Below are 23,597 nucleotides of genomic sequence, written 5' to 3'. Positions count from 1 at the left end.
CCGGGGAGCGGTGGAAATGAAGGTCTCCCTGCGGGTCCGGCAACCTGGCGGGCGGTCAGGCCGCCGTGGGTACCAGGAACTCCCGGCTGATGTGGGCGCCGAGTTCGTTGACCCGGTCGAGGAACTGGGTCAGGAAGGCATGCAGCCCGGTGGCGAGGATCTCGTCGATATGGCCGAACTGCAGCTCGGCGCGCAGCTTGCCGGCCTTGCGCTGGCTCATGCTCAGCTCGCTGCCGGCGACCACGCTCTGCAGGTTGCTCACCACCTCGTTCAGGCTGGCGTGCAGGGAACGCGGCATGTCGGCGCGCAGGATCAGCAGCTCGGCCACACGCTCGGGCCGGATCACGTCGCGGTAGACGCGGCGGTAGATCTCGAAGGCCGACACGCTGCGCAGCACCGCGCTCCAGTGATAGAAGTCGTACTCCTGCTCGCTGTCGTCGCTGGTCAGGCCGATGAAGTCGTTGTGCATGGCGTGGAACTTGGTGTCCACCAGGCGGGCGGTGTTGTCGGCCCGTTCGAGGAAGGTGCCGATGCGCATGAAGTGCAGGGCCTCGTCCATCAGCATGGTGCCCACCGACACGCCGCGCGAGAGGTGCGAGCGGTACTTCACCCATTCGAAGAAGGCGCCGGGATCACGCTCGAAATCACCGGCGCGCAGCATGCGGTTGACCTCCAGCCAGGTCTGGTTCTGCGTCTCCCAGGCTTCGGTGGTGAGGGTGCCGCGCACCGCACGGGCGTTCTCGCGGGCGGCCTTCAGGCAGGAGATGATGGAAGACGGGTTGTCCTCGTCGCGCACCATGAAGTTCATCACCTGGTAGGGCGTGATCTCGCCGTGCACCGCCTGGTAGGCCGGCAGCAGTTCGCTGATGGTCAGCAGGCCCTGCCAGCCGATCTGGGCGGCCTCGGCGGACTGCGGCAGCAGGGCGGTCTGGTAGTTGACGTCCAGCATGCGCGCCGTGTTCTCGGCGCGCTCGGTGTAGCGGGACATCCAGAAGAGGTGGTCTGCGGTTCTGCTCAGCATGCGTGTTCTCTTCTTTGCTCAGACTTCGAGGATCCAGGTGTCTTTCGTGCCGCCGCCTTGGGAGGAGTTGACGACCAGCGAGCCTTCCTTGAGCGCCACGCGGGTCAGGCCGCCCGGCACCATCTGCACCTCCTTGCCCGACAGCACGAAGGGCCGCAGGTCGATGTGGCGCGGCGCGATGCCGCTCTCCACATAGGTGGGGCAGCTCGACAGGCTGAGCGTGGGCTGGGCGATGTAGCCGTCCGGCTTGGCCAGGATGGCGCGGCGGAAGTCCTCGATCTCGGCGGTGGTCGAGGCCGGCCCCACCAGCATGCCGTAGCCGCCGGCACCGTGCACTTCCTTGACGACCAGGTCCTTCAAGTTGTCGAGGATGTACTTCAGCTCGTCCGGGTTGCGGCCCATGTGGGTCGGCACGTTCTTCAGGATGGGCTGCTCGCCCAGATAGAACTCGATCATCTTGGGCACGTAGGCGTAGATCGCCTTGTCGTCGGCCACGCCGGTGCCGATGGCATTGCAGATGGCGACGTTGCCCGCGCGGTAGGCCTGCACCAGGCCGGCCACGCCCAGGGTGGAGTTGGGGCGGAAGACCAGCGGGTCGAGGAAGTCGTCGTCGACCCGGCGGTAGATCACGTCCACCCGCTTGGGGCCGCGGGTGGTGCGCATCCAGACGAAGTCGTCCTTGACGAACAGGTCCTGGCCCTCGACCAGCTCGATGCCCATCTGCTGCGCCAGGAAGGCGTGCTCGAAATAGGCGCTGTTGTACATGCCGGGCGTGAGCACCACGCAGGTCGGATCGGGCGTGGCCGGCGGCGCGGAGGCGCGCAGGGTCTCCAGCAGCAGGTCGGGATAGTGGGCGACCGGGGCCACCCGGTGCTGGCTGAACAGCTCGGGGAAGAGCCGCATCATCATCTTGCGGTCTTCCAGCATGTAGCTGACGCCGGAGGGCACCCGCAGGTTGTCTTCGAGCACGTAGTACTCGCCGTTGCCCTGGGCATCCGGCGCCCGCACGATGTCGATGCCGGCGATGTGCGAGTAGATGTGGCGGGGCACGTCCACACCCATCATTTCCGGGCGGAACTGGGCGTTCTGCAACACCATGTCGGCCGGGATCACGCCGGCGCGGATGATCTCCTGGTCGTGGTAGACGTCGTGCAGGAAGCGGTTGAGCGCGGTGACCCGCTGCACCAGCCCGCGCTCCATGCGCTGCCACTCGTGGGCCGGGATGATGCGGGGGATCAGGTCGAAGGGGATGAGCCGCTCGGTGCCGGAGCCGTCCTCGTCCTTGGCGCCGTACACCGCGAAGGTGATGCCGACGCGGCGGAAGATGACTTCGGCCTCCTCGCGCCGCCGCAGCATGGTGTCCGGCGGCTGCTGGGCCAGCCAGCGGTCATAGGTTTTGTAGTGGTCGCGCACCTGGCCCGGCTCGGGCGGCAGCGTGGCGTACATCTCGTCGAATTTCCGCATGAAAGGGCGATCTCCTGCACCGAGGATAGCAAGTTCCAGGCCGGAGATGGATGTCGCGTGAGGCCACGCAAACCCTGCCCGCCGACATGGAGTCAGGCGGGATTGTGCTGCCAATAACGCGGCGCCTCCCTGCGTTCGCACAAGACTTCTTCGGGGCGCTCGCTGGACCAGCGGGCCGCGCCGCAGTGGATGGTGTCGGTCCAGGCGACGCCGGGCCCGGTGTAGCGCGCCATGGCCTCGGCCGCCGGATGGCCGAAGCGGTTGCGATAGCCGGCCTGGGCGATGGCGACGCGCGGCGCGACGGCCGCGATGAAAGTGGGGCTGGACGAGCCGCGGCTGCCGTGGTGCGGCACCAGCAGCCAGTCGGCCCGCAGTTCGGCGCCGGAGGCGAGCAGCCGGGCCTCGTCGGCGGCGGCGATGTCGCCGGTGAGCAGCGCCGCATGGCCGTCGGCGTCCTGGATGCGCAGCACGCAGCTCAGGGCATTGCTGGCGGTGCCGGGGCGGTAGTCGGCCGCCTGCGGATGCACGATGCTGAAGTCCACGCCGTCCCAGGACCAGTGTTGGCCGGCCTCGCAGCGGGTGGCCGGGCGCAGCGACTGCAGCGGATGCTGCGCCTCGATGGAGGCGAGCAGCGCGGCCTGCGGCTGGCTGGCCAGCACCGATGCGGCGCCGCCCGCATGGTCGTCGTCGCGGTGGCTGACCACGACCGTGTCCAGCCGCACGCCAGCGGCCTGCAGCAGCGGCACCAGCAGGCGCTGGCCGGCGTCGTCGTCGGCGCCGTAGCGCGGGCCGGTGTCGTAGAGCAGCGCATGCCCGGCCGTGCGCACCAGCACCGCGCTGCCCTGGCCGACATCCACCGCCAGCAGTTCGAAGCGGCCCGGCCGCGGCTGCACCGGAAACCACAGCAGCGCCGGCAACAGCGGGGCGATGCCCAGCAGCCGCAGCCGTGGCGCCACCGGCATGCAGGCCAGCGCACCACCCAGGACCGCCAGCACCGTGACCCAGATTGGTGCGCTCGGCAGGGCCAGCACCGCATGCGGCCAGGCCGCCATGGCCTCCAGCGGCAGCACCAGCAGGCGCACCGCCCCGGCCGCCAGGTCCCAGCAGGGCGGCCAGGCCACGCCCAGCAGGGACAGCGGCGTCACGACCAGCGTGGTCCAGGGGATCGCCAGCAGATTGGCCGGCAGCCCGACCAGCGAGAGCTGGCTGAACAGCAGCAGGGTGAGCGGCGCCAGGGCCACGGTCACGATCGCCTGTTCCCGCAGCAGGGCGCCCAGCCGGGCCCGCCAGTGCCGGGCGGATGGCGGCGCTTCCGGCGCCTGTGGCAAAGGCGCGGCCGTGCTGGCGAACAGCACACCGACCGCGACGAAACTCAACCAGAAACCCGCCTGCAGCAGGGCCCAGGGATCCAGCGCCACCGCCGCCGCGCAGGCCAGCAGCCAGACCTGCGGCCAGGGCCAGCGCCGACCGCTCAGGCGCAGGACGGCCACGATGGCCAGCATCAGCACCGTGCGCTGCGCCGGCAGGCCGCCGCCGCTGAACAGGGCATACAGGCCGGCCAGCAGGATCCCGCCGAGCAGCGCGGCATGCGGCGCCGGCCGCCAGGCGCACAGACGGGCCGATCTGCGCCACAGCCAGCCGATGGCCGCCGCCGCCATCCAGGCGAACATGGTCACATGCAGGCCGGAGATGCTCATCAGATGGGCCACGCCGGTGGCGCGGAACAGGTCCCAGTCGGAGCGGGCGATGGCCTGCTGGTCGCCGGTGACCAGGGCCGCCACCACGCCGGCCGCGCGTTGCCGGGACAGGGTCAGCGCCGCATCGCCCGGCTCGGCGCGGGCCAGCCGGACCAGGATCGCATCGCGCACCGACTGCCGCGCCGCTTCCACCGGGTGGCGCCAGCCGGCCTCTTGCAGCAGGCGCGGCGCCGCCAGGCTGCGCGACAGGCGCACGCTGCCGGTGGCCTGCACGCCTTGCTCCCAGGCCCAGAGTTCGTAGTCGAAACCATGCGGATTGCGGCTGCCGTGCGGCGCCTTCAGCCGGGCGGTGAACTGCCAGCGCTGGCCGGCGCGCAGGGCAGGGCCGTCGAACACGTCGCCCGCGCCGGACTCGGTCCACCAGCCCATGTCGATCAGCGGCGGCACGGCCACGGCCGCGCCCTCCTGGCTGGCGGATTCGATCTCCAGGCGAAAACGCATGCCGTTCGGTGTGGACTGCGGCATGGCGGCCACGGTGCCGGTCAGCAGCAGGTCCCGGCCTTCGAGCGCCGGGGAGAGCGCCTGTGCCTGGAAGGCGGCCGCGCGCAGCCCGCACAGCGCGAAGGCGGCGGCCAGGGCTACGGCCGCGGCGCGCAGTCGATGGCCGTTCGTCGGGTGTCGCGCCAGGCGCAGGCCCAGCAGGGCCGACGCGGCCAGAGCAAGATAGGCGGCCATGCTCCACAGCCGCGGCTGCATCAGCTGCAGGGCGCTGCCCGCCAGCCAGCCGGCCAGCCAGGGCGTCCAGGGCCGGCCATGGCGGGGCGGGACGGTGGCTGTAGGCGGGCAGGACAAGATCGAAAGATCTTAGGGGTGGCGCACCGCCGCTCGGGCTTGCCTCTTGCTAGTATGCAGATCGGCTTTAGTCCGCGCCCCTGCGGTCCTCCTCCTCGTCAGCAAAGCACCCTCCGCGCATGTCCATCCACGCCGCTCTGCACCACGTCACCCACTACCGCTACGACCGCCCCGTGCTGCTGGGCCCGCAGATCGTGCGCCTGCGGCCGGCGCCGCACTGCCGCAGCAACGTCATCTCGTATTCGCTGCGGGTCGAGCCGGCCGACCACTTCGTCAACTGGCAGCAGGACCCCTTCGCCAACTACATGGCGCGCCTGGTGGTGCCCAACCCGACGACCGAATTCAAGGTCACCATCGACCTGGTGGTGGAGATGTCGGTCTACAACCCCTTCGACTTCTTCCTGGAGCCCGAGGCCGAGACCTTCCCCTTCCGCTACACGCCGCAGATCGCCGAGGAACTCGCGCCCTACCTGGTGCCCGAGCCGGCCACGCCCCTGGTCACCGAATACCTGAAGAAGATCGACCGCAGCGAGCGCGCCACCATCGACTTCCTGGTCGGCCTCAACCAGCAGGTGCAGGGCGATGTGCGCTACCTGATCCGCATGGAGCCCGGCGTGCAGACGCCGGAGGAAACGCTGGAGAAGGCCTGCGGCTCCTGCCGCGATTCCACCTGGCTGCTGGTCAACCTGATGCGCCACCTGGGCCTGGCCGCGCGTTTCGTCTCCGGCTACCTGATCCAGCTCACGCCCGATGTGAAGGCCCTGGACGGCCCCAGCGGCACCGACCACGACTTCACCGACCTGCACGCCTGGTGCGAGGTCTACCTGCCCGGCGCCGGCTGGGTCGGCCTGGACCCGACCTCGGGCCTGTTCGCCGGCGAAGGCCACATCCCCCTGGCCTGCACACCCACGCCGGGCAGCGCCGCGCCCATCGAGGGCGCGCTGCTGGGCAAGGCCGAGGTGGACTTCCGCCACGAGATGAAGGTCAGCCGGGTGCACGAATCGCCCCGCGTCACCCGGCCCTACAGCGACCGGCAATGGCACGAGGTGCTGGCCCTGGGCGATGCGGTGGACGAGGAACTGCGCGCCTACGACGTGCGCCTGACCATGGGCGGCGAGCCCACCTTCGTGGCCACCGAGAACCGCGACGCCGCCGAATGGAACACCGCGGCCATGGGCCCGACCAAACGCGCCCATGCCACCGAACTGGTCGCCAAGCTCAAGGCCGAATACGGCCCCGGCGGCTTCGTGCACACCGGCCAGGGCAAGTGGTACCCGGGCGAGCAACTGCCGCGCTGGGCCATGGGCATCTACTGGCGCACCGACGGCCAGCCCTGCTGGAAGGACAAGGCCCTGCTGGCCGACGAACGCCAGCCGCACAGCTTCACCACCGACGACGCCGAACGCTTCACCCGCCACCTGGCCAGCCAGCTCGGCCTGCAGGACAGCTACATCGAGCCGGCCTACGAGGACACGCTCTACTACCTCTGGCGCGAACGCCGCCTGCCGGTCAACGTCGATGTGATCGATGCCCGCCTGGCTGACGAGCTGGAGCGCGAACGCCTGCGCCGCGTCTTCGACAAGGGCCTGTCGGCCACCACCGGCTGGCTGCTGCCGCTGCAGGCCGCGCCGCGCGACGACACGGTGCAGCCCGGCAAGGCGCTGGAAGTGGCCGGCGCCACCACCTGGGCTACCGGCCCCTGGTTCGTGCGCGACGGCGTGCTGCGCCTGGTGCCGGGCGATTCGCCGATGGGCTTTCGCCTGCCGCTGGATTCGCTGCCCTGGATCAAGGTGGAGGACATCCCTTACGTCATCGAGCTGGACCCCAGCGCCCCGCGCCGTCCGCTGCCCAGCCAGGTGGAAGCCAAGGCACAGGAGGCGCATCTGGCCGCCGCCATGACGCAGAAACCCCAGCGTTTCGAATCGGCCCCCTGGACCAGCCGCGTCGGCCTCTGCGTGGAAGTGCGCGACCCGGCCCTGGCCAATGGCCCCGAGGCCGAGGCCAAGGCACGCGAGAAGGTGGAGAAGGGCGGAAAGAAGCAGGGCATGCTCTACGTCTTCATGCCGCCGATGAGCCATCTGGAGGACTACCTCTCCCTGCTCACGGCCGTGGAAGCGACGGCCGCCGCGCTGAAGATGCCGGTGGTGCTCGAAGGCTATGCCCCGCCGCGCGACCCGCGCCTGCAGCTGCTGGCCGTGACGCCCGATCCGGGTGTGATCGAGGTCAACATCCAGCCGGTGGCCAGCTGGCGCGAGCTGGTGCGCAACACCGAGTTCCTCTACGAGGCCGCCTTCCAGTCGCGCCTGTCGGCCGAGAAATTCATGACCGACGGCCGCCACACCGGCACCGGCGGCGGCAACCATTTCGTGATGGGCGGCGCCACGCCGGAAGACAGCCCCTTCCTGCGCAAGCCCGAGCTGCTGGCCAGCCTGATCCACTACTGGCACAACCATCCCTCGCTGAGTTATGTGTTCTCGGGCATGTTCATCGGCCCGACCAGCCAGGCGCCGCGGGTGGACGAAGCCCGCAACGACCAGGTCTACGAACTGGAAATCGCCCTGCAGCAGATCGCCGCCGCCCGCAAGGAGCACGGCGAGGCCATGCCGCCCTGGCTGGTGGACCGCACCCTGCGCAACATCCTGATCGACATCACCGGCAACACCCACCGCGCCGAGTTCTGCATCGACAAGCTGTATTCGCCCGACTCCGCCACCGGCCGCCTGGGCCTGCTGGAGCTGCGCGCCTTCGAGATGCCGCCGCATCCGCGCATGAGCGTGGCGCAGCAGCTGCTGCTGCGGGCGCTGGTGGCGCGCTTCTGGAAAAAACCCTTCCAGGCGCCGGTGGCGCGCTGGGGCACCACGCTGCACGACCGCTTCATGCTGCCGGGTTTCCTGCAGGCCGATTTCGAGGACGTGATCGAGGAGATGCGGGGCGCCGGCTATGCCTTCGACGCCGCCTGGTTCGCGCCGCATTTCGAGTTCCGCTTCCCGCGCATCGGCTCGGTGCAGGCGCTGGGCACCCAGCTCACGCTGCGCGCGGCGCTGGAGCCCTGGCATGTGATGGGCGAGGAGACGGCCGGCGGCGGCACGGTGCGTTTCGTCGATTCCTCGCTGGAGCGCATCGAGGTGCGTGTCACCGGGCTGGACGCGCACCGCCACACGGTGCTGGTCAACGGCCGGCAGCTGCCGCTGCAGCCGACCGGCGTGGAGGGCGAATACATCGCCGGCGTGCGCTACAAGGCCTGGAACCCGTACTCGGCCCTGCACCCCACCATCGGCGTGCATGCGCCGCTGACCTTCGACATCGTGGACGTGGCCATGCGCCGCGCCATCGGCGGCTGCCGCTACCACGTGGCGCATCCGGGCGGGCGCAACTACACCACGCTGCCGGTCAATGCCAACGAGGCGGAAAGCCGCCGGCTGGCGCGTTTCTTCCAGAGCGGGCATTCGACCGGGGAGCTGAAGATCCCGGCCGAGCCGATCTCGGGCGTGGCGGCGAGCCGGGAGTTTCCGTACACGCTGGATCTGCGGCGCGGCTGAGCAGCGCTCAGAGCACCGGCAGGCCGGCGGCGGTTTCCAGGTCGCGGAAGAAGGCCTGGTCCGGCTCCTGCACCCACTGCCCGTCGCGCATGGCCATGAGGCCGCTGCCGTGCAGATGCAGGGCGAAGCCGCTGTCGAGTCTTTGCAGGAAGGCGCCGAGCGGGCGCAGTTCCAGCACGCCGTCCTCGAAACGCCAGCAGACGATGGCCTGCGTCTCGGCATCGGGCGGCCGGTAGCCCGGCTCCGGCTCGATATAGGGCGGCACACCCCAGCCGTGGTTCAGGCTCACGCACAGCCGCAGCACCCGTTCGCGGTGCTGCCGGCCCTGGCGGTGCTGGCGCGCGGCGCGTTCGATGGCGTCCCTGCCGACGTCCATGTCGTCGTCGTCCGAATCGATGCCGCCGCGGTACCCATGGCTTGCGCCGCCGTGCTGCGGCAGGTCGGCCAGCACCGTGCCGGCCGTGGGGTGCGGCGCGGGCGCCGGCATGTCCGGCCCGTCTTCGGCCAGTGCATCGGCCAGGGAACGAAGCGAGGTGAAGGCGGCGCCGACGGGCGGGCTGCCCAGGAAGGTGGAACGTGGCATGGCAAGTCTCGGGCGTGGAAAAAGCCGGCATCTTTGGCGGGCGCCGGCTTTCGCGCCGGAGCCGGGCCGAAGCTGCCGGCCGCCTGACGAAGGCCATGGTGCGCACGCCACAGGCCGGGGCCGGTCATGAGGGACAATCGCCCCTCCCATGGATGAACCCCGCAGTTCCCTTTTTGCCGGCACGGTCGCCGAGACTCCCTCCGCGCTGGCCGATGCCATCGCGGGTTCGGCCGCGCGCGGCCATTTCGACGAGTTGCGCGGCGGCACCGCAAGCGATGGTGCGCTGGTGGCCGAATGGGCGCGTTTCTTCGACCTGCTGGGCGAGTCGGGCCTCGACGACCTGGACCGCCGCATGGCCAACCTGCGCCGGCAGATCCGCGACAACGGCGTCACCTACAACGTCTATGCCGACGAGGGCAGCGCGCCGCCGCGGCCCTGGTCGGTCGACCTTTTCCCGCTGATCCTCGATCCGGCCACCTGGCAGCGCATCTGCGCCGGCGTGCTGCAGCGGGTGCATGTGCTGGACCGGGTGATGGCCGACATGTACGGCGAGCAGCGCCTGCTGGCCAGCGGCCTGCTGCCGCCGGCGCTGGTGCACGGCCATCCGGGCTTCCTGCGCGAGATGCAGGGCGCCCAGCCCAAGGGCACGCTGCTGCACATCGCCGCCTTCGATCTGGCGCGCGGGCCGGACGGACACTGGTGGGTGGTGTCGCAGCGCACCCAGGCGCCCTCGGGCCTGGGCTATCTGCTGGAGAACCGGCTGGCCATCTCGCGCCAGTTCCCCGAGGCCTTCGAGTCGATGCAGGTGCAGCGCCTGGCCAGCACCTACGGCGCGCTGGTGGAGAGCCTCAAGCGCAGCAGTCCGGCGGGCAAGGACGCGCTGATCGCCCTGCTCACGCCCGGCCCCTACAACGAAACCTATTTCGAGCATGCCTACCTGGCGCGCTACCTCGGCCTGACCCTGGTCGAGGGCAGCGACCTGACGGTGCGCGACGACCGGCTCTACTTGAAGACCCTGCAGGGCTTGAAGCCGGTGCACGGCCTGTTGAAGCGGGTGGACGACGAGTTCCTCGATCCGCTGGAGCTGCGCGCCGATTCCACGCTCGGCGTGCCCGGCCTGCTGCAGGCGGTGCGCGCCGGCAATGTGCTGCTGGCCAACGCGCCGGGCTCGGCCTTCCTGGAATCGCCCGCGCTGCTGGGTTTCCTGCCCGCCCTGGCGCGCCATCTGCTCGGCGAGGAACTCACCCTGCCGGCCCTGCCCACCTGGTGGTGCGGCGAGGATGCAGCGCGCGAGAACGCGGTGCCGCGCATGGCCGACTGCGTGATCAAGCCGACCTATCCGCCATCGCCCTGGCACGACTCCTTCGAGGCAGTGCTGGGCAGTGAGCTGGCGCAGCGCGGCCGCGACGAATGGAGCGGCCGCATCCAGCGCCGCAGCATCGAACACACGCTGCAGGAGCAGCTGCCGCTGTCGCAGATTCCCACCTGGCAGCAGAACCCGGCGGCCGGCGGCGGCCACATCGCGCCGCGTTCGGTGCTGCTGCGGGTGTTCGCGGTGTCCGACGGTCCGGGCAGCTGGCGGGTGCTGCCCGGCGGCATGGCGCGGGTGGTGGGCGATGCATCCGGCGTTGGCAGCGCCCATGTCTCGATGCAGCGCGGCGGCAGCAGTGCCGATGTCTGGGTGCTGGCGCCGGGCGAGGTCGATACCGCCACGTTGCTGCCGACCCATGCCATGCCCGAGATCATCACCCGGCGCACCCGCCTGGTGACCAGCCGCGCCGCCGAACACCTGTTCTGGCTCGGCCGCTACACCGAGCGTGCCGAGAACAACGTGCGCCTGGCGCGCCTGGTGCTGCAGTCGCTCAACGGCGACGACCAGTCCTCGCAGCCGCTGCTGGCCTGGCTCTCGGCCACGGCGGTGGACAACGGCCTGGTGTCCTCCAAAGTGCCCTCGGCCGCGCAGGCACGCCGGGTGTTCGAACGCTCGCTGATCCGCACCCTGGCATCGGATGAGGGTTTCTCCGTCGGCCAGAACCTGCGCTCGCAGCGCCTGGCCGCGGCCGGCGTGCGCGAACGCCTGGCCCAGGAGCACTGGAGCACCATCGTGCATGCCGAGGAAGATTTCTACCGCCGCTTCGCCGCCTACGAGGGCGAGGACAGCTATCTCTCGGTGGATGCCCTGCGCATCCTGGAGTCGGCCAGCAGCCACCTGGCGGCGATCACCGGCGGCCAGACCGACCGCATGACCCGCGACGACGGCTGGCGCCTGCTGTCCATCGGCCGCCATATCGAAAGGCTGGGTTTCCTGGCCTCGGCCCTGCAGCTGGCGCTGGAGACCGGCGCGGTGTTCGACGAGGCCGGCTTCGAAGGCGTGCTGGCCCTGTTCGACAGCACCATCACCTTCCACGCCCAGTACCAGCAGACCCGCGAGGTCGCGGCCCTGGTCGACCTGCTGGTGATAGACCGCGACAACCCGCGCTCGCTCGGCTGGGTGGCGCAGCTGCTGCGCGGCCGGCTGGCCCGGCTGGCCGAGGTGCGCGCGGCAGGCGAGGGCGGCCATGCGGCCCCTGGCGCTGAGCGCGGCGCGCTCAGCCTGATGGTGCCCAATACCGAGCTCTGGGACCTGTCCGTGCTGTGCGGCTCCGGGCCGGACGGCAGCAAGGCCTCGCCCCAGCTGGCGCTGCTGCTGCAGCAATGCTGCGACAGCGCCTACAACCTCTCGGATGCGATCAGCGCCCAATACTTCACCCACTCGGACGCCCGCCACAGCATCGCCACCTGATGAGACTGCGCATCCAACACGAGACGGTCTATGCCTATGTGCCGGCGGTGGACACCGCCCAGCACATCGTGCACCTGAAGCCGCGCAACACCGCCTGCCAGAAGCTGCTGCAGCACCGCATGCGCATCACGCCGCAGCCCTCGGCCAGCTCCGAGCGCATGGACGCCTGGGGCAACACCCGCAGCTTCTTCTCGCTGCAGGCGGCCCACGACGAACTGCGGGTGGTGGCCGAGAGCCTGGTCGACACGAGCCCGCCCGCGCCCCTGCCCGAGGACGGCGGCGCCGCCTGGGAAGCGGTGCGCGAGCGTTTCCGCTTTCGCGCCGGCAGCGTCTGGGACCGCGCGGCCGAGTTCGTCTTCGCCTCCGAATACGTGCCCCAGCACGAGGATTTCGCGGCCTATGCCCGGCCGGTCTTCCAGCCCGGCATGCCGGTGCTGCAGGCGGCCGATGCGCTGATGCGGCGCATCCACGACGACTTCCTCTACGAGAGCGACAGCACCGATGTCGGCACGCCCGCGGTCGAGGCGCTGGCGCAGCGGCGCGGCGTGTGCCAGGACTTCGCCCACATCATGATCGGCTGCCTGCGCGCCCAGGGCATCCCGGCACGTTATGTCAGCGGCTACCTGCTGACCGTGCCGCCGCCCGGCCAGGCGCGGCTGGTGGGCAGCGATGCATCGCATGCCTGGGTGTCGGTATATGCGCCGCCGGGCCACGACGTGCAGGAGCCCGGCGCCTGGTGGGACTTCGACCCCACCAACCGGCGCAGGCCGGGCGAGGACTATGTCACCATCGCCCACGGCCGCGATTTCGGCGACGTCTCGCCGATGCGCGGCCTGCTGCACGGCGGCGGCGAACACACGCTGGACGTCGGCGTCACGGTCGAGCCGATCGAGTAGCCGGCCGCCGCTGTCCCGTGCCGGCCGCCATGCCGGCCTTGTCTTTTTCTCACTTCAGCAACCTTCAGGATTCTTCCCATGAGCGTCTACGACAAACTGCGCGCCCTCGGCATCACGCTGCCGCCGGTGGCCACCCCCGCCGCCGCCTACGTGCCCTTCGCGCGCACCGGCAACCTGGTGTTCCTCTCGGGCCATATCGCCCGCAAGGACGGCAAGCCCTGGGTCGGCAAGCTGGGCGATTCCGTGCTGACGGAAGAGGGCCAGCAAGCCGCCCGCGCGGTGGCGGTGGACCTGCTGGGCACGCTGCAGTCGGCCGTGGGCGACCTCGACCAGGTGACCCGCATCGTCAAGGTGATGAGCCTGGTGAACTCAACGCCCGATTTCACCGAGCAGCACCTGGTGACCAACGGCGCCAGCGAGCTGCTGGCCGAAGTCTTCGGCGAGCGCGGCGCCCATGCCCGCAGCGCCTTCGGCGTGGCGCAGCTGCCGCTGGGCAGCTGCGTGGAGATCGAGCTGATCGCCGAAGTGGCCGCGCCGGGCCTGTGATTCAATAGGCGCTGGCCGCGCTCAGCTCATCGAGCGATTGCCGATCCAGCTTCAGCGCCGCCGCCACCAGCAACTCCTTCAGCTGCTCCAGCGTGGTGGCGCTGGCGATCGGCGCGCTGATGCCCGGCTGGGCGATCTGCCAGGCCAGGGCGACCTGGCCGGGCTTGGCGGCGACGCGGGCCGCGACCGTGTCCAGCGCGGCCAGGATGCGCTGGCCCCGCGCATCCAGGTATTTCTGCACCACGCCCGCGCCGCGCGGGCTCTTGCCGGCATCGGCGGCGCTGCGGTACTTGCCGGTGAGGAAGCCGGCGGCCAGGGCGTAGAAGTTGATCACGCCCACGCCGCGCTCCACGCAGAGCTTTTGCAGCTCCTTCTCGAAGAAGGCCCGGTCGTGCAGGTTGAACAGCGGCTGCAGGCTCTCGTAGCGCACCAGGCCCAGGCGCTCGCTGGTGTCTAGCGCGCTGGCCAGGCGCGGGGCCTCGTAGTTGGAGGCGCCCACCGCCCGCACCTTGCCGGCCTTGACCAGGTCGTCGAAGGCGCCCATCACGTCCTCCTGCGGCACCTTCGCATCGTCGTCGTGCGACTGGTAGAGGTCGATGCGGTCGGTCTGCAGGCGCTTGAGGGAGGCATCGACCGCCTCGCGGATGTATCTGGGATGCAGGCCGACCTTGCCTTCGCCCATGGGCTTGCCGACCTTGGTGGCCAGCACCACCTTGTCGCGCCGGCCACCGCCCTGGGCGAACCAGCGGCCGATGATGGTTTCGGACTCGCCGCCGACATGGCCGGGCACCCAGGTGGAGTACATGTCGGCGGTGTCGATGAAGTTCATGCCGGCGTCCACCCAGGCATCGAGCAGGCGGTGCGAGGTGGCTTCGTCGATGGTCCAGCCGAAGACGTTGCAGCCGAAGGTGATGGGGGAGACCTGCAGGCCGGAACGGCCGAGTGCGCGATATTCCATGTCGAGTCGGATCCACAAAAGCAAAACGCCCATTCTGGGCGTTTTGCGTCGGGTCTGCAGGCGCGGCCCGCGGCGGCTCAGCGGCCGGGCGGGGCGCGCAGGCTGCGGTCGGAGTTGAAGCGCAGGCCGAAGTCCGGCCGCTGTCCCGGTGCCTGCTCGGCCTTCTCCAGCGCCTGGGCGCGCTCGCGGATCTGCTGCTGCTGCGCGGGCGTGCAGGCCTGCACCGCGAAGTCGGCCCGGTGCAGCTCGCCGTTCTTCAGGTCGACGAAGAGGCTGTCCGGGTCGCCGGCATTGCGGCTGGACGAGGGCAGCAGCCTGGCGCCCTCGGGCAGGCTGGCGGGATCGACCCGCATCACATGGGTGGTCGGCCGCATGCCGCAGATGCTGAAGTTGCCGTTGCTGTCGGTGCCGATGTTGGTGCCGTCCTCCAGGTAGACACGGGCCTGCGGTATGCCGATCTCCTGGCCGTTCTGCAGGCCGTTGCCGTCGCAGTCGGTGAACACCTTGCCGAGGATGCAGGCGTCGGTGCTGAAGACGCCGCCGCTGACCTGCACCACGGCGCGCGCGGTGGCCGAGGCCATGCCGTTGGCCGACTGCGCCCGCGCCGTGTTGCTGCCGGTGCCGCGCTGCGCGCCGATGCCGATGCGCACCCGGTAGGACAGCTCGACGCGGCCGCCGGCTTCGATGTCGCCGGCCGCCAGCGTCAGCCGCGGTCCAGGTGCGCCGGCCGGGTCGGCCACCGGCAGGGCCGGCGCGTTGCCGCGGCGCAGCGCCAGGGTGCCGGGGATGTAGCGAAAGCCCGCGGGCAGCCGGTCGTCCACCGTCACTGTCCGCGCGGTGCCGCCGCCGAGGTAGGCCACGCCGACGGTGTAGCGCACCACGTCGCCGATCTCGGCCTGCTTCTTGTTGGCCTGCTTGGTGATGGCCAGGCCGCCGCCGCCGCCGACCACGCTGGCCGGCACGATGCTGCAGCTGTCCGGATCGCTGCACATCGCATCGGGCTCGGGCGCCGGGCCGCCGTCCTTGCCGATGGACGAGACCGTGCCCACGCTGGCCCCGGCCAAGGCCGGGGAAGGCCGCACCTGCAGCGACAGCAGACGGGGTTCTCCTCCCGGCGGGATGTCGGCGCCGGCGAAATCGCAGGTCACGCGCTGGCTGGCATCGCTTGCGCACTGCCAGCCCTCGCCGGGAGGGCCGGCGCCGAAGTCCATGCCCTGCGGCAGCTGGGTCTTGACCTGGGCGGTGGGCGAGGGCGCGCTGCCGCGGTTGCGGATGCGCAGGACATAGACCGAATCCGTGCCCACGGCCAGGGCCGGTGCGGGGGGCGCGGTCGCCAGGGTGAGCGCGATGCCGCGGCCGACGATGTCCTCCGAACCCGGCACCGTGGCGCAATGGCCGGGCTCGCTGCATCCGCCGGGATGGGGCGCCTCTGCGCCGTCCTTGCCGATCGCCAGCACGATCCTGGCCGTCTGGCCCGCCAGCGTGGCGGCGGGCTGCACCTTCAGCACGACGGTGCTCGCCTCGCCCGGCGCGATGCTGCCGCTGAAGTCGCCGCTGACCAGCTGGTTCGCATCGATCGCAGCCTTCCAGCCGGTGCCGTCGCTGCCATTGAAGTTCAGCCCGGGCGGCAGCTGCACCTTCACCTGCGCGGCGTTGGCGCTCGCGCTGCCGTTGTTGGCGACCGTGACAGCGAATTGCGACTCCTTGCCCACTTCCAGGCCGGGCGTGAGCGCGCTGACCTTGACCGTCAGGCCGATGCCGGAGCCTACCGGTGCCGGGTCTGTGGGGCCGGTCCAGCATTGCGCGCTCTCGGTGCAGGCACTGCCGGGCGTGGGCGCCGTGTCGCCGGTCTGGCCCACCGCAACGGCGATCGAAGGCTGCTGGCCTGCCGCCTGCGACGCGGGGCGCACCGTCAGCGCCACGCGGTTGCTGTCGCCGACGGCGATGGCGCCGTGGTAGTCGCAGCCGAGCAGGCCTGCCGCCGCGCTGCAGTTCCAGCCGGGGCCGCTGAGCGAGCGGTAGTCCAGCCAGGCCGGCAGCTGCACCTTGAGCTGGGCACGCCGGGCCGGCGCATTGCCTGCATTGGTGAGGGTGACGACCAGGGTGGAATCCAGATTGACGGTCAGCGCCGGTGCCGGCCCGGACACGGCGATGGTCAGCACCACGCCGCTGGCGACCGGCCGCGGATCGGCGGGGCCGGCGGTGCAGGCTTCTGCGTCGGTGCAGGAGGTGCCGGGGGCCGGCGCCGGTCCGCCGTCCCTGCCCACGGAGCCGGCGGGTACCAGGACCTTGCCCGCCGTGTCGGGCGCGGGGCGCACGGCCAGCACCAGGATGCTCGAGCTCCCCGGCAGCAGGGCGACCGTGGCGTCGCAAGTAACCAGGCTGCCTGCCGCACCAGGCGAACAGGCCCAACCGCTGCCGGTCGTGGAAACCTGCTCCAGCCCGGCGGGCAGTTGCAGTTTCACCTGCGCCTTCGGGGCTGGTCCGGTGCCTTTGTGGATCACCGTGACGGTATAGGTCGAATCGACGCCTTCCTCCAGCGCCGGCGTGGGGGAGGACATGGAAATGCCCAGGGTGACCCCGCCATCGACGGTGCCGCCGCCACCGGGGCTGCTGGTGCATTCGGCAGGGTCCGCGCAGCTGCCAGGCGTGGGCGCCGGTCCGCCTTCCTTGCCGATGGACGCTGCCACGAGGGGGGCGGTGCCGGTGGCTGCCGGGCCCGGCCGCACGATGAGTGCGAAGGTGCTGCTGCTCGCGGGCGCCAGGGTGCCGGTGCTGTTGCAGGTGACGAGGCCTGCGGCGCCTGGCGAGCAGTTCCAGCCGCCGCCTGCTGTCGAGGCCTGATCGAGGCCACTGGGCAGCTGCAGCTTGACCTGCGCGGCGGTGGCGGGGCCGCTGCCCTGGTTGGTCACGGTGACGGTGTAGGTGGAGTCGATGCCGACCGTGAGGCGGGGCACCGGAGCCGAGATGGAAATGCCCAGCGACACACCACTGCCGACCGGTCCCAGCCCGCCGGGGCTGGCCGTGCATTCGGCTGGATCGGAACATGTGCCGGGTGCGGGCGCCGGTCCGCCCTCCTTGCCGATGGAGCCGGTCACGCCGGGATCGGTGCCGACAGCGGCCGACGTGGGCCGCACCACCAGCCCGAAGGTGCCGACGGCTGCCGGCGGCAAGGTGCCGGTGGCGTTGCAGGTGACCAGGCTGCCCGCGCCAAGCGAGCAGTTCCAGCCGCCGCCGGTGGTCGAGACATGGTCGAGCCCGGCGGGCAGCTGCAGCTTGACCTGGGCGGCGGTGGCCGCTCCGCTGCCCTGGTTGGTCACGGTGACGGTGTAGGTGGAGTCGATGCCGACAGTCAGCCGGGGTACCGGAGCCGAGATGGAAATGCCCAGCGACACACCGCTGCCGACCGGTCCCAGTCCGCCGGGGCTGGCCGTGCATTCGGCTGGATCCGAACAGGTGCCGGGTGCGGGCGCCGGTCCGCCTTCCTTGCCGATGGAGCCGGTCACGCCGGGATCGGTGCCGACAGCGGCCGACGTGGGCCGCACCACCAGCCCGAAGGTGCCGACGGCTGCCGGCGGCAAGGTGCCGGTGGCGTTGCAGGTGACCAGGCTGCCCGCGCCAAGCGAGCAGTTCCAGCCGCCGCCGGTGGTCGAGACATGGTCGAGCCCGGCGAGCAGCTGCAGCTTCACCTGGGCGGCGGTGGCGGGGCCGCTGCCCTGGTTGGTCACGGTGACGGTGTAGGTGGAGTCGATGCCGACCGTGAGGCGGGGCACCGGAGCCGAGATGGACATGCTCAGCGACACACCGCTGCCGACCGGTCCCAGCCCGCCGGGGCTGGCCGTGCATTCGGCGGGATCGGAACATGTGCCGGGCGCAGGCGCCGGTCCGCCCTCCTTGCCGATGGAGCCGGTCACGCCGGGATCGGTGCCGACAGTGGCCGACGTGGGCCGCACCACCAGCCCGAAGGTGCCGACGCCTGCCGGCGGCAAGGTGCCGGTGGCGTTGCAGGTGACCAGGCTGCCCGCGCCAAGCGAGCAGTTCCAGCCGCCGCCGGTGGTCGAGACATGGTCGAGCCCGGCGGGCAGCTGCAGCTTGACCTGGGCGGCGGTGGCCGCTCCGCTGCCCTGGTTGGTCACGGTGACGGTGTAGGTGGAGTCGATGCCGACAGTCAGCCGGGGTACCGGAGCCGAGATGGAAATGCCCAGCGACACACCGCTGCCGACCGGTCCCAGTCCGCCGGGGCTGGCCGTGCATTCGGCTGGATCCGAACAGGTGCCGGGTGCGGGCGCCGGTCCGCCTTCCTTGCCGATGGAGCCGGTCACGCCGGGATCGGTGCCGACAGCGGCCGACGTGGGCCGCACCACCAGCCCGAAGGTGCCGACGGCTGCCGGCGGCAAGGTGCCGGTGGCGTTGCAGGTGACCAGGCTGCCCGCGCCAAGCGAGCAGTTCCAGCCGCCGCCGGTGGTCGAGACATGGTCGAGCCCGGCGGGCAGCTGCAGCTTCACCTGGGCGGCAGCGGCCGGCCCGGTGCCCGTGTTGGTCACGGTGACGGTGTAGGTGGAGTCCACCCCCACCGCCAGATCCGGCACCGGCCGCGACAACGCAATGCCCAGCACGACGCCCGTGGCGACCTGCGTACCGCCGTCGGCGCTGGTGGAGCATTCGGCCGGATCGGAACAGGCGCCGGGCGAGGGTGCGCCGGCGCCGGTCTTGCCCACCGAGGTGGCGAGGCTGACGGTGTTGCCAGCCGCGCCGGGGGTGGGGCGCAAGCCCAGCGTCAGGGCGCTGCTGCTGCCGGCCGCGATGGAGCCGCCGAAGCTGCAGGACACCAGGTCGCTGTCGGGCACGCAGGTCCAGCCGTCGCCGGTGCCCGCGACGTAGTCCAGCCCGGCGGGCACCCGCGCCTTCACCTGGGCCGCGCTCGCAGCCGCGCTGCCCTGGTTCCTGAGGGTGACGGTGTATCTCGATTCCTGTCCCACGGCGAGCGCTGGCACGGGCGACGAGGTGGTGATGCCGAGCAGGACACCGGCTTCCACCGCGTTGGCGCTGCGCACGCACTGGCTCGCATCGCTGCAGCCCGCCGGCGCCGGGCCTTCGCCGCCATCGGCGCCTATCGAGTATTCGCTGGTGACGGTGGTGCCGCCGACTTCCGGGCCGGGCCGGAACTGCAGCTGCACGGTGATGGTGCCGCCACCCGCAGCGATGGTGCCCGACAGAGCGCAGCTGGCGACGGTGTCCGACTGGACGGTACAGCTCCAGCCGCTGCCGACCTTGCCTTGCAGCTTCAGGGCGGCGTTCGTCTGCAGCTTGATGACGGCACCGGCGGCATCGGCATTGCCGGTGTTGGTCACGGTCGCGGTGACGGTCGACTGGGTACCCACCACCATCGGGGGCGAGGGCGGCAACACGGCCAGCCGCAGGTCCGGCTTCTGGTCGAGGAGCGCATAGCAGACCAGCTGCAGCTGCTGGAGTGCGCTGCCGGTGCGCGCATCGAAGCGGGCCGCGGCGGTGCCGGCAGGGCAGAGTGCCAGCGGCCGGCGGCCGCCCGCGGAAACACCGGCGACCAGTTGGGTGTTGAAAGGGCTGCTCACGGTCACGCTGGTGCCGCTGCGGCCCAGGGTGCTGCAGAACAGGCCGACACCGCTGACTGACTGCCTGTCGGTCATCGGCTGCATGACGGACCAGCCGCTCAGGACCTGGCCGGCCGGGCACACCATGCGGCTGGTGGCGCCATAACCCACGCCGCTGGCGAGCGCCGCGCCGGTCGTGCCGGCTTCGCGGATGGCCAGGCTGTCCGCGATGGTGGCGCAGATGCCCTGGATGCCGGTGCCGTCGTAGAGTACCGCCCGCATGGCCACGTTCCAGAAATTCAGTCCGATCAGCACCTGGCCGGCCGGGCACAGGTTGTTCGCTTTCTCGGTCAGTCCGCCGGTGTCCGTGCCGGCCCAGCCCTGGCCCTGGGGGCGGGCGAGATCGGGGCCGACGGCGGCGCCCGCCAGGGCGGGGCCGAAAAGCGATCCGGCCAGGATCAGCGCCATCCAGGGCCTGCGCAGCGCAGGGAGCAGATCGTTGAAGAGCTTGTGCATGTGCCGTCCCGTCCTCAGGGCTTGAAGAGGTTCTCGTCGAACTTGAAGCGCAGCCGCAGGTACAGCGCGCGCCAGTGGCTGTTGGTGCTGTAGAGCTCGCTGTCGGCATAGCTGCCGGCCACGTAGCCGGCCGACAGCCAGAGGTTGGTCATCACCCGCAGGCCGACTTCCACGCCCACGCCGTTCTCCTGCGTCGGCCCGCCCCAGCTGTGCGAGCCGATCAGGCCCAGGTCCCAGCGCTCGTTGAGGTCGTGGATCACCCGGGCCGAGACCAGCTTGCCGTTGAAGCTGGAGCCCGGGCCGTCGAAGCGGTCGACCTGGTGCTTGAAGGCGCCGGAGGCGCTCAGCGTCCAGTCGCGCGCCGGCCGGTAGTTGGCGGCCAGGGCCAGCACGTCGTTGCGGTAGTTGTCGGGGCTGTCCGGGCCGGTGTTGTGGTCGATGTTGTGTTCGTAGCGGCCGATGGCATTGAGCCGGTTGCTGCCGGTGTCGCGCCAGGCCAGGCCGAGCTGCAGCCGGTCCTGGGTATGGTCCTGGCCGGCGGCGGTGTCGCGGCCCTGCGAGCTCAGCAGCAGGTTGCGGGCGAGCACGGACCAGTCCTGGTTCAGGCGGCGCACCGCGGAAGCGGAGGACAGCCAGGTCTTCTGGGTGTCGGAGATGCGGTACTCCAGCCGGCCGCCGATGCGCCAGAGCGGGCTGCCGCTGTATTCCAGGCCGCCCGCCACGGCCTGCGCGTTGCGGTTGCCGGTATCGGTCTGCACCAGCACCTGGTTTTCCACCGAGGTATTGGCCACCAGGTGTTCGTTCAGGTGGAACACATTGCGCACGCCCACCGCGTTGACCGCGTCGTGGCCGTCGCTGCCTTCGGCCAGGCGCAGTTCCTCGAAGACATTGCCGCCCGGCATATAGGCGGTGTCGGCGCCGAAGACCAGGCGGTGGCTGCTCTTGAGGTCGTCGCCGAAGCCGTAGTTGGCCAACAGGCCATCGACCCATTCGTAGCGGCCGTAGAGCCTGCCGGCGTCGCGGAAACGGTATTCGGTGCCCACGCCGAGGCGCCAGCCGTGGTCGCCGTCCACCGCCTGCTCGGCGACGCCGGTGAGGCTCCACCTGTCGGTGAGTTCGTAGCGCGCGTCGGCGTAGACCGAGGTGTAGCGGTGCACGATGTCGCACTGCGGCAGGCCGACGCAGCTGCTGCCCAGCAGGTTGGAGAAGGGGCCGTACTGGAAATCGCCCGCGCCGAAGCTGGTGCTGTGCAGGCCGCCCGGCGCAACTGCGCCCGGCAGGGCGGCCGAGCCGAGGCTGCCGAGCGGGCTGGCGCCGGCCGGATAGTCGTCGCGCACCTTGTTCACGCCCACGCCCAGGCGCAGCCGGGGTGTCACCGCGCGGCGCAGGCCGGCCGAGAGCAGCACCTGTTCGCCGGGCGTGATCAGGTCCTGCGAGAAGCGGCCGCTGGCCACGGCGGTGAGGTTTTCGGCGATGGCGTATTCCGACTTGAGCAGCGCCTCCTTGCGGCCGGGGTTGATGCCGGCGCTGGCATTGTCGAAACCCACGTCGGTGCGGGCGGCGAAGCCGGAGACCTTGAAGGGGCCGCTGTCGTGGTTCAGCTCGGCCCGCAAGGCCTGACCGGAAGGCAGGGCCAGGATGGAGCCGCCGCCCGCCGCCAGGCCGCGGTTGCTCGCCGTGCCCAGGCTGCCGCTGGCGATGAAGTCGCTGCCGCGGCTGGAGGCCGCGTCCAGCACGATGTGCGTGCTCTCGCCGAGCTGCCAGTCGGCGGTGGCGCCGGAGAGGGTCTTCTGGGTGAGCGGGTTGTCGTCCTTGGTGTGGCGGCCCGAGACGGTCAGGTCCGGCCCCAGCTTCAGCTGGCCGTCGGCGCCGCCCACCCAGTACTTGGGTCCGCCGTCCTCCACCTCGTAGACGATGCGGATCGACACCGGGTTGAAGTCCTCGTCCACGCTGGCCACCGGCTCGCGGAAGAGGATGCGGCCGGAAAAGGGCTCGTACTCGTAGTCCACATGGCGGACCATGGGCGTGCGCGACCGCACCACCGCCGGCTGCAGCCGGTCGCGCACCAGGATGCTGACCTGCTCCGAATTGGCCACCGCGTTCAGCCGCGACACCGCATAGGGCCCGGACAGGCCCCGGCCCGGCTGCTCATCGACCATGGTGGTGCGCGAGGTTTTGGCTGCGAAGGCGGTGGCCGCCACCGTCTCGTTCTCGTAATGCGCGCGGGCGCCGGTCAGGGTGCGTGCGTAACTGCCCAGGCGCAGCGGCTGGGCGCTGTCATGGCTGAGAAAATCGCCGTAGAGAAAATAGTTCTTCTGCTGGTCGATCCGCAGATAAAGCTTGCCGGTGCTGCGGGCGTCGTATCGAACGACCGAGGTGTCGCCATAGATCGGGTAATAGTCGTTGGGATCGACATCCCAGAAGAATTTCTGCTGGGTGATCTTGGCGGAATCGTAGGAACTGGTCAGCACATAATCCTGGAATATCGTGCCCTTGATGAATCCGGCGGCGCGGCTGCTGGTGTTCTGGTAGACCACGCCGGACTGGTTGGGGCCGTCCCACTGGTGGAAGTTGTCCTCGAAACCGGTCTTGGCGATGACCTGGTCCTCGTGCTGGCTGCGGGTGAGCGTATGGCTGATGTCGGCGATGCCCAGGCCGAAGAGCGGCCGCAGCTGGGCGAGGAAGTCCATGCTGCCGACGGCGTTCACCGGGCCGCTGCTCACCCGGATGGCATTGCTGCCCGCCGTGCTGGAAGCGACGAGTTCCAGGTCTTCCTGGCCGTTGACCACCACCAGATGGGTGCTGCTGGCCAGGCGGCCGTCGGCCAGGCGCAGACGGCCCAGGCTGGTATCGACCGCCACCTTGATCGGCGCCGTGATCGGCCGGCCATCGGCATCTCGCACCAGGATGCGCAGGGGCAGGGCGGTATGCCCGTCGGCCGGTGCCTGGTTCTTTTCGAGCAATACCTCGATATGTTCGCCAGCCGTGAGATAACGGCCCTGCAATTCGAAGGCCTGCCGCTGCACCTGGGTATTGGACTGGACCGGCTCCACCACCAGATGATTGGGCGCATTCAGCGGCATGGCGTTTTCCACCAGATGCGGAAAATCTTCCGGGGGCTGTTGCGCGCCTGCGCTGCGGCAATACAGGCTGACGGCTCCGGCCAGAATGGT

Annotated in this window: 11 protein-coding genes; 4 read left to right on the top strand and 7 right to left on the bottom strand. The window is 70.7% G+C overall.

The window, feature by feature from the left end; genetic code table 11:
• Positions 1 to 55: 55 nt before the first annotated feature.
• The 3 genes from GT347_RS04395 to GT347_RS04385 all read right to left on the bottom strand — a co-directional run bounded on the left by GT347_RS04395 (position 56) and on the right by GT347_RS04385 (position 4,938).
• Positions 56 to 1,021, bottom strand: a complete 966-nt coding sequence (locus GT347_RS04395) for an alpha-E domain-containing protein (protein WP_160550803.1) — start codon at positions 1,019 to 1,021, stop codon at positions 56 to 58.
• Between the two features lie 18 nt (positions 1,022 to 1,039).
• On the bottom strand, positions 1,040 to 2,485 hold the full coding sequence (locus tag GT347_RS04390; RefSeq protein ID WP_160550802.1) for a circularly permuted type 2 ATP-grasp protein: 1,446 nt from the start codon (positions 2,483 to 2,485) through the stop codon (positions 1,040 to 1,042).
• 92 nt (positions 2,486 to 2,577) lie between these two features.
• On the bottom strand, positions 2,578 to 4,938 hold the full coding sequence (locus GT347_RS04385; RefSeq protein ID WP_160555216.1) for a DNA internalization-related competence protein ComEC/Rec2: 2,361 nt from the start codon (positions 4,936 to 4,938) through the stop codon (positions 2,578 to 2,580).
• 215 nt (positions 4,939 to 5,153) lie between these two features.
• Between GT347_RS04385 and GT347_RS04380 the strand changes: the two genes are divergently transcribed.
• Complete coding sequence (locus GT347_RS04380; protein WP_160550801.1) at positions 5,154 to 8,573, top strand: transglutaminase family protein; 3,420 nt, start codon at positions 5,154 to 5,156, stop codon at positions 8,571 to 8,573.
• A 7-nt stretch (positions 8,574 to 8,580) separates the two neighbouring features.
• On the opposite strand, the gene GT347_RS04375 is transcribed toward GT347_RS04380, so the two are convergent.
• Complete coding sequence (locus GT347_RS04375) at positions 8,581 to 9,156, bottom strand: hypothetical protein (protein ID WP_160550800.1); 576 nt, start codon at positions 9,154 to 9,156, stop codon at positions 8,581 to 8,583.
• 148 nt (positions 9,157 to 9,304) lie between these two features.
• Between GT347_RS04375 and GT347_RS04370 the strand changes: the two genes are divergently transcribed.
• The 3 genes from GT347_RS04370 to GT347_RS04360 all read left to right on the top strand — a co-directional run bounded on the left by GT347_RS04370 (position 9,305) and on the right by GT347_RS04360 (position 13,380).
• On the top strand, positions 9,305 to 11,938 hold the full coding sequence (locus GT347_RS04370; RefSeq protein ID WP_160550799.1) for a circularly permuted type 2 ATP-grasp protein: 2,634 nt from the start codon (positions 9,305 to 9,307) through the stop codon (positions 11,936 to 11,938).
• Entirely contained in the window at positions 11,938 to 12,834 is an 897-nt protein-coding gene (locus GT347_RS04365; RefSeq protein WP_160550798.1) for a transglutaminase family protein, read from the top strand. The genes GT347_RS04370 and GT347_RS04365 overlap by 1 nt, the downstream gene beginning before the upstream one ends.
• A 78-nt stretch (positions 12,835 to 12,912) precedes the next feature.
• A complete protein-coding gene (locus GT347_RS04360; RefSeq protein WP_160550797.1) occupies positions 12,913 to 13,380 on the top strand; it encodes a RidA family protein in 468 nt (155 codons plus the stop codon).
• Between the two features lies 1 nt (position 13,381).
• Here the strand turns inward: GT347_RS04360 and GT347_RS04355 are convergent, their stop codons facing one another.
• The 3 genes from GT347_RS04355 to GT347_RS04345 all read right to left on the bottom strand — a co-directional run bounded on the left by GT347_RS04355 (position 13,382) and on the right by GT347_RS04345 (position 23,507).
• On the bottom strand, positions 13,382 to 14,338 hold the full coding sequence (locus tag GT347_RS04355; protein WP_160550796.1) for an aldo/keto reductase: 957 nt from the start codon (positions 14,336 to 14,338) through the stop codon (positions 13,382 to 13,384).
• 77 nt (positions 14,339 to 14,415) lie between these two features.
• Complete coding sequence (locus GT347_RS04350; RefSeq protein WP_160550795.1) at positions 14,416 to 20,424, bottom strand: DUF11 domain-containing protein; 6,009 nt, start codon at positions 20,422 to 20,424, stop codon at positions 14,416 to 14,418.
• Positions 20,425 to 20,438: 14 nt separating this feature from the next.
• Complete coding sequence (locus GT347_RS04345) at positions 20,439 to 23,507, bottom strand: hypothetical protein (RefSeq protein ID WP_160550794.1); 3,069 nt, start codon at positions 23,505 to 23,507, stop codon at positions 20,439 to 20,441.
• Positions 23,508 to 23,597: the final 90 nt, after the last annotated feature.

The sequence above is a fragment of the Xylophilus rhododendri genome (genome assembly GCF_009906855.1).
Taxonomy (GTDB): domain Bacteria; phylum Pseudomonadota; class Gammaproteobacteria; order Burkholderiales; family Burkholderiaceae_C; genus Xylophilus; species Xylophilus rhododendri.
This window is presented reverse-complemented; position numbering and strand designations above follow the sequence as displayed.